At 41.8% G+C, this 9102-nt stretch carries 13 protein-coding genes and 2 pseudogenes; 5 read left to right on the top strand and 10 right to left on the bottom strand.

What is annotated here, in order from left to right; translation table 11 throughout:
* The 8 genes and pseudogenes from gpmA (HEQ50_RS12075) to HEQ50_RS12040 form a co-directional block, all read right to left on the bottom strand.
* Positions 1 to 124: pseudogene (gene gpmA, locus HEQ50_RS12075) on the bottom strand (2,3-diphosphoglycerate-dependent phosphoglycerate mutase); the annotation flags it as partial.
* A gap of 7 nt (positions 125 to 131) precedes the next feature.
* Positions 132 to 782, bottom strand: a complete 651-nt coding sequence (locus HEQ50_RS12070) for an NAD(P)H-binding protein (RefSeq protein WP_168900746.1) — start codon at positions 780 to 782, stop codon at positions 132 to 134.
* Positions 783 to 893: 111 nt separating this feature from the next.
* Positions 894 to 1253, bottom strand: a complete 360-nt coding sequence (locus HEQ50_RS12065) for a cyclophilin-like fold protein (RefSeq protein WP_168900745.1) — start codon at positions 1251 to 1253, stop codon at positions 894 to 896.
* A gap of 12 nt (positions 1254 to 1265) precedes the next feature.
* Positions 1266 to 1676, bottom strand: coding sequence for a cupin domain-containing protein (locus HEQ50_RS12060; protein ID WP_334427328.1), 411 nt, complete (start codon positions 1674 to 1676; stop codon positions 1266 to 1268).
* A 25-nt stretch (positions 1677 to 1701) separates the two neighbouring features.
* Positions 1702 to 2196 (bottom strand): YbhB/YbcL family Raf kinase inhibitor-like protein, encoded by a 495-nt coding sequence (locus HEQ50_RS12055; RefSeq protein WP_168900743.1) that lies wholly within the window; start codon positions 2194 to 2196, stop codon positions 1702 to 1704.
* Positions 2197 to 2207: 11 nt separating this feature from the next.
* Entirely contained in the window at positions 2208 to 2846 is a 639-nt protein-coding gene (locus tag HEQ50_RS12050; protein WP_168900742.1) for an NAD(P)H-binding protein, read from the bottom strand.
* A gap of 82 nt (positions 2847 to 2928) precedes the next feature.
* The gene (locus HEQ50_RS12045; RefSeq protein ID WP_168900741.1) at positions 2929 to 3672 is read right to left on the bottom strand and encodes an SDR family oxidoreductase; all 744 of its coding nucleotides are present in this window, start codon (positions 3670 to 3672) and stop codon (positions 2929 to 2931) included.
* Positions 3673 to 3687: 15 nt separating this feature from the next.
* The gene (locus HEQ50_RS12040; RefSeq protein ID WP_168900740.1) at positions 3688 to 4080 is read right to left on the bottom strand and encodes a hypothetical protein; all 393 of its coding nucleotides are present in this window, start codon (positions 4078 to 4080) and stop codon (positions 3688 to 3690) included.
* Positions 4081 to 4214: 134 nt separating this feature from the next.
* Between HEQ50_RS12040 and HEQ50_RS12035 the strand changes: the two genes are divergently transcribed.
* The 5 genes from HEQ50_RS12035 (at position 4215) to HEQ50_RS12015 (ending at position 8395) form a co-directional block, all read left to right on the top strand.
* Positions 4215 to 5105, top strand: coding sequence for a LysR family transcriptional regulator (locus HEQ50_RS12035; RefSeq protein ID WP_168900739.1), 891 nt, complete (start codon positions 4215 to 4217; stop codon positions 5103 to 5105).
* A gap of 480 nt (positions 5106 to 5585) precedes the next feature.
* Complete coding sequence (locus HEQ50_RS12030) at positions 5586 to 6476, top strand: ABC transporter ATP-binding protein (RefSeq protein WP_168900738.1); 891 nt, start codon at positions 5586 to 5588, stop codon at positions 6474 to 6476.
* Entirely contained in the window at positions 6469 to 7218 is a 750-nt protein-coding gene (locus HEQ50_RS12025; RefSeq protein WP_211089331.1) for an ABC transporter permease, read from the top strand. Before HEQ50_RS12030 ends, HEQ50_RS12025 begins: the two co-directional genes overlap by 8 nt.
* Positions 7219 to 7238: 20 nt before the next feature.
* The gene (locus tag HEQ50_RS12020; protein ID WP_168900737.1) at positions 7239 to 8003 is read left to right on the top strand and encodes an ABC transporter permease; all 765 of its coding nucleotides are present in this window, start codon (positions 7239 to 7241) and stop codon (positions 8001 to 8003) included.
* A 20-nt stretch (positions 8004 to 8023) separates the two neighbouring features.
* On the top strand, positions 8024 to 8395 hold the full coding sequence (locus HEQ50_RS12015; protein ID WP_168900736.1) for a helix-turn-helix domain-containing protein: 372 nt from the start codon (positions 8024 to 8026) through the stop codon (positions 8393 to 8395).
* Between the two features lie 246 nt (positions 8396 to 8641).
* Here HEQ50_RS12015 and HEQ50_RS12010 read toward each other — a convergent pair whose 3' ends face one another.
* On the bottom strand, positions 8642 to 8893 hold the full coding sequence (locus HEQ50_RS12010; RefSeq protein WP_168900735.1) for a hypothetical protein: 252 nt from the start codon (positions 8891 to 8893) through the stop codon (positions 8642 to 8644).
* A 124-nt stretch (positions 8894 to 9017) separates the two neighbouring features.
* Positions 9018 to 9102: pseudogene (gpmA, locus tag HEQ50_RS12005) on the bottom strand (2,3-diphosphoglycerate-dependent phosphoglycerate mutase); the annotation flags it as partial.

Genomic DNA, 9102 nt, shown 5'->3' with positions numbered 1-9102 from the left:
GGTTCATGATGTCATCATCACTGATCCGTTCGATGTACTTGGAAAGGGCACGCAGTGAGTTACCGTGAGCGGCGATGATCACGTTCTTGCCGTCAAGCAACTTTGGTGCGATTTGGTCTTCCCAGCCCACTTTAGTCATACCTCGCCATTAATTCAGGTAGCTTGTCATCCGTTCCCGGTTTTGATATTCCCACACTTGTTCTAGCAAATTGGCGCGGTTTAGTGATAATATTCAAAATCAAATCAGCGATGCTGGCCCGGGACACTAAAACACCTTTAAATTGTTCTCCTTTCTGTGTGAGCTCGTAATCAATGTCATGATCGTCCGTCATATACGCTGCACGGATAATCGTATACTGCAAAACTGATTTTTCAATGATACGAGCTGCTTTCCGGGTATCTTCTTTACTCGCATGTCCAACGACACCCTCCACCCATGAACCAAATGGCTCAGGTGTTTCGTGATACAGTCCCGACCCAGTGACCCAAACAAGCTGCTTTACTTGGTTCGCAACCATCGAACGAACGATGATCTTCGCCAATGATTCCATATTACCAGCTAAATTTGCATAAACAATATCTTGCTTAGCCATTACTGACGATATTAGCTTGAAATCTGACACGTCACCTTCAACAATTGTTTCGCGATTCCTATCTTTAACTTTCAAACGGTCCGCGTTTCGCAAAACCAATGTTAAGTGGGCATCTGTTTCATCAATCAGCCGTCGTTCTACGATCCTAGCAATTCGTCCATGAGCCCCTAGGATTAACACATTCTTCATACTAAATAGCCTCTTCTCGAATTGATACGCCATCGCCAGTAACCATGATAGTCTGAGTAATCATTCAACCTAATGTCAAATTCACGGCGTCGACAATTGTCAGTACCAGTTTTAATCGGCACTGACTAAGGTTAACTGTACGTGACCACCCATACGCAAACGGGTAAGGCCTTTTTGATCATTGATATGGCCAACCATCTGTAAGTCGCTAATCACTTCACCAGTTTGTTTGTAAAAAATAACGAAACTATGTCGCGGTATCCAGTAAGCGATGTCGCCCACTACATATCCCGTCGTATGTGGCTCATTTGCTGGCAATGCTTGTTTAAAGCGATACGTCAACTCTCGAGAATACAAATTCATCATGTCCAGCTGTAAGGGCATTTTTTCAACGATTGCAGCTGCGGTTTGATTGTCTTCAAAATTTGCGGTAAGCGTTTTCCCGTCAAGCGTCATTTTGACCTTTTCCAAATTGATCACTCCCTAATCTAAAAGTCGATATTCTGAATCACTGACTGACTCTAGCCATTCGGGTGTTCCAGCAGTAATCGCTAGATGGCTGAACCAACTATCTTTAGTCGCACCATGCCAATGTTTAACACCATCATGGGTAACAACGACATCGCCAGGATGCAGCCGTCGTGCTGGCTTACCTGCCTCTTGGTACCAACCTTCTCCGCCCGTTACTAATAAAATTTGATACCCGTCATGATGAATATGCCAATTGTTCCGTGCTCCCGGTTCAAAACTAACATTGCTAACCGTGACATTAACACTAGGATCTTTAACCAATGAATGATGATAACTATTTCCCACAAAATAATCCTTAAAAGCAATATTTAAGCCGCCAAGGTCAAACACCCCACTCTTTACGTCATTTTCATTTTTATCCACCATTATAGGACGCTCCTTTTATTATCTATTTTGCTAAAATCTGTATTTCTGTTTTTGCCAACACACTGTCATTAAGCGCTGTACGCAAATCATTGTAAAAAAAGCCATTTGTCAAATCCAAGTCATGCGATAAAGAAAATACCGTTAACGTATAACGATGAGGCTTATCTGGTGGGTTGGGACCAGCAAAGTGATTTGTAAAATAGTCATCGTTTAACCCGTAAAACCGAGATATCCAGGAGCTTTGTCCTTGTGGTCCTGTAAAGTTTCTACTGAAGTCGGCTGGAATTTCCGTCATCATAGGAATATTAGTTGCTAACCAATGAATGAACGGAAATCCAGTCAATGGCACTGCATCGTAATCAATCAGCGTGACTGCAAACGAGACTGCTTCTTCCGGAATCCCCTTTAGTTCAATCGGAAAAGAAACAATCGGCTGATTAGCACGTTTTGTTTTAGCCAAACTAGTATAGACAGCTGGTAAATACCCGTTCTCATCTAGAGGTACTGTTACTTTCATAAATTCATCTCCTAGTAAAAAGAAGGCTTGGACCACGCCGTATTGGGTTCCGCAACACCAATACTGGTACGTTGATATAAATCTGGATGCTGAATGATATTGGCAATCAGTTTGGCGACTGCCTGTCGTGTAACTTGCGTATCTTTGAAGTCAGCACCCTGTGGAATTATTTTGTAGTCAGTATGGTGCGCATCATCATATAGCCAGGCCATTCGCAGAAAAGTAGTGTTTAAACCACTATCATTAATTACCTTTGCGGCTCGTTTAATTTCTGTGTAGTCGCCCATCATTCGAGCATTCCATCGACCAAACTCACCGGTGACTTCATCGTATATACCTAGCCCACCGGCCACAATCAACCGTTCAACGCCAGTTGCTTTCATAACTTGTACAACATTTTGGTTAGCCGTTATAAAGTGCCCCGTTGCCAAATAAACAATATCTTCACCAATTAATGCATCCTTTAAATCAGCTAAATGATTCCAGTTGCCGTCCACCAAAGAAACGTTCGCTTTATTGGCATAGCTGGTCAATCGACTGGTCGCATGCCGTGCAAATAAAGTCAAGTGAACATCTGACTGCTTTAATAATTCCGGAATTAAGAACTTTGAAATATTACTCGTTGCTCCCAACAAAACAATTCTTTTCATTTTTACCTCCTTCAGTCGAACACCGTGTCAGCTTCATTACTGGTAACACAATAATCGTAATATCGCTGAATACTACCCCAAATTATCCTTGCTTTGTTGGATAGATTGTAAATTCATTCACGTTGACATCATCTGGTTGATCAATCGCAAAATTAACGACCCTTGCCACAGCATCCGGGGTAATACCCACAGATTGATAGAGTTTGCTCATCCCTTGCTTTGAATCCTTATCCGTAATTGTTTGTAACAATTCGGTGTTAATTGCTGCCGGATACAAGGAAGTTGTCCGAATGTTTGTCTGTTCCTGAGCACTTTCCATCCGAATAACTTCCATCAAATTACGAACCGCAAATTTAGTGGCCCCGTAGACGCCCGAACCAACAAAGCTCTTAATTCCAGCTACGGAAGAAGTTGTCACAATTTGTCCATGCTTTTGCGCTGTGAACACCGGCATGACTGCAGCCACACCGTTGAGAACACCTTTTAGGTTCACATCAATCATTTTGTTCCATTCATCCGTTTTTAAAGCGCTAATTGGTGATGTTGGCATAATTCCTGCATTATTAAAAATCACATCAAGCCCACCATACGTTTCTTTCGCTAGTGACACTAAAGCTACTAGATCCCCCGGAATGGTAACATCCGTCACGCGATAGGTTGCCTGGCCGCCCTGATCCTGAATACTTTTCACGAGACTTTGTAACCGGTCTTCTCGCCGCGCACCCAGAACAACCTTGGCACCCTGACTCGCTAATAATTTGGCACTAGCCTCACCAATTCCAGAAGAAGCTCCCGTAATTACAACTACTTTATTTTCTACTGTCATTATTAATTCCTCCAATTATTTTGTTACTTTGTTTAAGATATGGTTGTAGCTTAAAACCTTCATTGCTTGAAAATGATCCCCATACAGTTGGATTTTTTCACCATAGGGGGCCAAAGAAATTTTGTCATTGTCGATTCGTTTCCAAGTACCTGAATAGATATCCGTAACACCATGTTGATTTTCCCGCCATTTATGATGAGCAGTAAGTTTAATCTTTTGATGAATATCCTTATCATGGTGGTTGATCCAAATCCCTACAACGTCAGCGTCGGTTAATGTTTTCCCCGTTTGCGGTGCTCTTTCCGCCATAACCGGATTGATGGCAACTTTCCTTCGGTCAAATACGACCGTTAAAACCAACCCAAGTAATAATACCGTCACAACTGTTAATACAACTTTTTTGTTCATACAACTATTTCCATCCTTCCTTTCTGATTTGATTACAATGCCTAGTATAGATTGATTCCATCATTATTGAAGAGTCCATTGGTTGACTGGGTGTGAACCAAAAGTTTATACTCGGTTTATGGAGGAACCGTCATATGGATATTAATCAACTGCAAACTTTTATCAGAGTCAGCGAATTTGGTAGCTTTACCAAGGCCGGCGAACAGAGCTTTATTTCTGGAACAGCTGTCATGAAACAAATTAATCGCCTAGAAACGGAGCTCAATCTAAAATTATTTTCACGAACCGCAACTGGCGTCACCCTCACGCCGCAAGGTCAAAAATTCTTACCTTACGTCCGCCAATTATTGGATCTCCTGAATACCGCCATTGAGGAGACCCGTAAAACCCGGTTGGACGACAAACAGGTCATTTCAATTGGAACCTCAATTCTTCATCCGGCAGAGCCCTTCATGGTGCTATGGCGGCAACTGGCTTCCCAATTATCCCAATTCCAATTACGTCTGGTGCAGCTACAGGAGGATCTAAATTCTAGTAATCGTGAATATGCGCTCTTGGGTCGCAGTAGTGACCTGATTGTCGGGACTTTTGACAATGCCACGCTAAAGCAATCATTCAGCGCTATAAAACTAGGGGTCTATCATTTTGGTATTGCAGTAAGAAGTGATAACCCTTTAGCACAGCTTGAAACGATTAGATTTGAAGATTTAGCCAATCAACAATTACTCACGGTTCCGAAAGGTATTAGTGAGAAAAATGATCAGTTACGTTCAGAAATATTGAATACTGTTTCGAGCGTAAAGATGGTCGAAACTGATGGTCGTTACGTCATCAATACTTTTAACACAGCTGTCGATGAAAATATTGCACTGATTTCATTAACACCTTGGAAGAATATCCATCCAAATCTTGTAACGATCCCGCTAGAAACAAACATAACAGTTCCCTATGGCCTGCTAAGTACCAAATTTCCTGGTAGGGCGACTGATAATTTCTTAACGGCTTTTTTGAAGGTTTTTAACTGATCATTGAAACCTAAAAAAATACTGCCAGCCCCTTTAATTGGGTCTGACAGTATTTTTTATACGACGTGTTTCTATGATCCAAACGCACCACAAAAAGGCCCTCAACCACTAAGAGTTGAGGGCCTAATTTCTATTCAATTGCTAATAATCGGTAACCGTTAAATCAATCGTATCGCCTTCACCTGATGGTCTATTAATTTCTTTCGTCAGCAAAGTCCACATGTAGGCTAACTTCTGTTATTGAACTTCCATTTCTGCTATTACGTATGTTCAACCGCTGCCTCTCTGAAAACTTAATGCAACCTCGATAAGTATTGCCGTAGCAGTGCTTGTAGCTTCCTTACGAAACCGCTAGTTGCGCAAATTCCCCTCTCACTTTGCGAAATGCTTGTCACATATTGCTTGTATGCAACTAGCAAATTGAACGATAGTAGACTTAGTCAAGGGGCACAACCATTCTGTACTTAGGAGGAAGACTATATGCTCGTCGTTCAAAACGTCAATACTTATATCGGTCGAAAGCAGATCATCACAGACGCTACCTTTAAGATTCATCCCGGAAATATCATTGGTCTAATTGGACCCAATGGCGCTGGGAAAACAACACTGATGAAAACCATTCTAGGACTTACTAAATTTGATGGTCAAATTCGGCTCAATCAAACTACTGTTACCGAAAACCAACACACCGCATTGACCAAAGTAGGTGCTCTGATTGAACACCCCGCTATTTACCCCTTTCTAACTGGCCAACAGAATTTAACCCTTTACGCACATGACCCTGTTGATTGTCAACGCCTCATCTCCAAGTTAGACATGTCCACCTACATTCATGATCATACCAAGGATTACTCCCTTGGTATGAAGCAGAAGCTAGGCATTGCCATTGCTTTACTGAACAACCCGCAACTCGTAATCCTTGACGAACCGATGAATGGTCTCGATGTTGAAGCAACTATTGGGGTTCGTCGGCTAATTCATCAGTATGCTGCCCAAGGAACTGCTTTCCTGATTTCTAGTCACATTCTAAGTGAGCTTCAAAAGGTCATGACCCAAGTTATTCTCATCAATCACGGTCGTATCATCGTTAATCAGCCTATCGCAGAGTTTGAACAATTTCACCATCAAGCTTATGAGCTACATACAGAGAATTCTCAGTTAACAGTTAAGCTTTTGAGTAGTCACCATATTCAGTACACTTTGGATGGTGACACCTTTCAGGTTAATCCTAAAAGTATCTTTGAAATTCAAGATATCCTTAGTTCACAACACGTTCGCCTGAAAGAATTAACGCCAATTTCTAGCAGTTTCGAGCAAATTGTCGTTCACCTTTTACATCAACAACGGGGGGGTGACCAGCATAATGACTAGTTTAAGAGCCGAACTATTTAAGTTTAGTCATCAGAAGTCAGCCCAGACTGGCATTCTCATACTGATTATTTTGATGATATACAGCATCTTAACAACCAAAGTGAATTCGACACAAGTCATCTTTGAATTTGGCGCTGTTCAATGGATCCCAATAATTATGATCGCGGTTGGCTCAACCTTCTTCGCCATGGAATATCAAAACCGAACAATCTTGATACTTCTTTACAAGAGTACAAAGCGCTGGCAAATCTACTTGGCAAAACTGACGATTGTATGGTTATATAGTCTCGTCCTGACACTCATCGCAACCTTGCTGACTATTGTTCTTAAATCTTTACTGGTGCGAACGCCATGGTCCGCATTAATTAGCAATCACCAAACACTACTTACTTTACTCACCGGCAATGTCATCGGCACGACTGTTTATGCCCTATTCATCGTTACCCTATCGTTCATGCTGATTATGCTAATAAAGATCAACGTTGCAGTGATTGGGATTGGCTTAGCATTAGGCTTTCTCGGTTCTGGCATTTCGGTAGCACTTATGGAAACTTTTACATCTCTGATTTCCATCCTGCGTTGGAACCCGTTGAATATGATTTTTATCACCCAACAACTGGCCAATCCAGCATACGCAACCGTCTCACATTTAAGTTCCTTCGAAATTATTGGAGGTAATTTAATCTACGCTGCCATTTTCGTCATCTTAGGCTACGGCTTATTTAAGAAACGACGAATCTAGTCAAGGAGGGCACATTTAAAATGGCTTTTAGTCTTTATCAGGAATTCTACAAACTTAGTCATCGAAAACTAACTTGGATCGCACCGCTTGTATTACTCATTCTCATGATTTTAACTGGTCTATCAATTGGGTATAATGAAAGTAAGCTGCTCATGACTACCTGCTACAATGCACCCGATTGGATTATGCTCATCCTTGTGATTGTTGGCTCAACCACCTTTTCTATGGAATTCCAGAACAATGCGATCCTCACGTTACTCTATAAGGCACCGAATAAGATCCTAGTCTACTTATCAAAATATCTGGTTATCCTAGGCTACAACCTTTGGCTACATCTTCTTGCCATACTATTCACATTGGGATTGCGTGCAATTCCTATGAATCAGTCGATGTCATGGTCCGCACTTTATCGGTATCAGCAACCACTTTGGGAAAATATGCTGAAGACCTCTGCAATTGATGTGCTCACCACAACTTTTATTATCAGCCTCATCTTTTTACTCTCTTGCCTAATTAACAGCAATGCTATTGTCATTAGTGTCAGCCTGCTAATGGTTTTTATGGGCCAATTTATCTCTGCTAACTTGCTAAACGCTGACCGATTTACAACCGTTTTACGGTGGAACCCATTCAACATGACAAACTTAACCCGACAGTACTATAACTACACAACTTACTTCGATACCAGTCACCTACTTAATCAACAACTGTTACAGGGCACCCTCAGTTACACATTGCTCTTCATAATCGTTGGCTACCTTATTTTTAGAAAAAAACGCTTTTAACCGCTCAGGAGGATTCAATCATGAATAAGTTTCCCACCCAACTCAAAAAAATTCGTAAAGAACAGAACACAACCCAAGATGACCTGGCTAGCCAGCTTTTCGTTACGCGTCAAGCTATTTCAAAATGGGAATCCGGCGATTCAACTCCGGACTTGAACAACCTGATTAAACTAACGAATATCTTTAACGTTAGTCTAGACACTTTGGTTTTTGGCGCTGAACACGAGACTAGGGTTGATACGTCTGAATTTGTCTTCGATCCCAAACACAATCGCTACGTTCGGCGCTGGGGCAGAATGAATTTTTGGGATTTCTTATCTGGCTATTGGTGGGCCGTTATCGCAATTACTTTTATAATTGGTTTCTTTTCCATCTTTTGGGCCGGTCGGTAAGTGCCCATACTAAAACAGTTGATAAATGGTCTTACCCCATTTAATGTCATACTGTCTCATAAGTTGAAGGGGCAACACCATTGAAGATACTCTTTTAAGATTTGTCGTTTAATCTCAGTCGTGAACATAAAAGAACCCCCTGAATTGGATTTTCTCCAATTCAGGGGGTTCACTTCATAATTTGAGGATTACCACTTTTTTTAGTTACATGATTCCAAGTGAGCCATCTGGTCTAAGAGTTCCCGACTAACTTGCGTCCGCATCTTCCGTCACAAACGTATGCTTGTCATCCAACACGTACTGGAATTCAACGGCGTTCAACATCAAGCTCGCCCGGAACAACGCCTTGATGCCCTGTTCATTACTCATGACCACGAAGAACTCCCGGTCGGTGCCGCTGACCCGTTGGAAGGATTCATACTCTCCCTTGAAACCTTCCTTACGAAACAGCGCGATAATCTTCATCATTTCAAGCTGTGATACTTCTTTGTCTGCCAAATTCAATCTCTTTTCTCTTATCTAAATTTTCGGTCAGTAACGGCCCCTCTAGTGACCGCTAGTGACATTTTTCCCCACGAAAAAGCCGCCCCCACAAACGAGGCGGCTTCGAGTCAGTTGGAAATTACTTGCCCAACTTCGTCTTGTTAGTCATGTTTAACTTGTCATCGAAGTCGTAGACAACGGGTTCACCAGTTGCCATTTCAAGG

It is taken from the genome of Lactobacillus sp. HBUAS51381, from assembly GCF_012641095.1.
In the GTDB taxonomy this organism is placed as follows: domain Bacteria; phylum Bacillota; class Bacilli; order Lactobacillales; family Lactobacillaceae; genus Levilactobacillus.
This window is presented reverse-complemented; position numbering and strand designations above follow the sequence as displayed.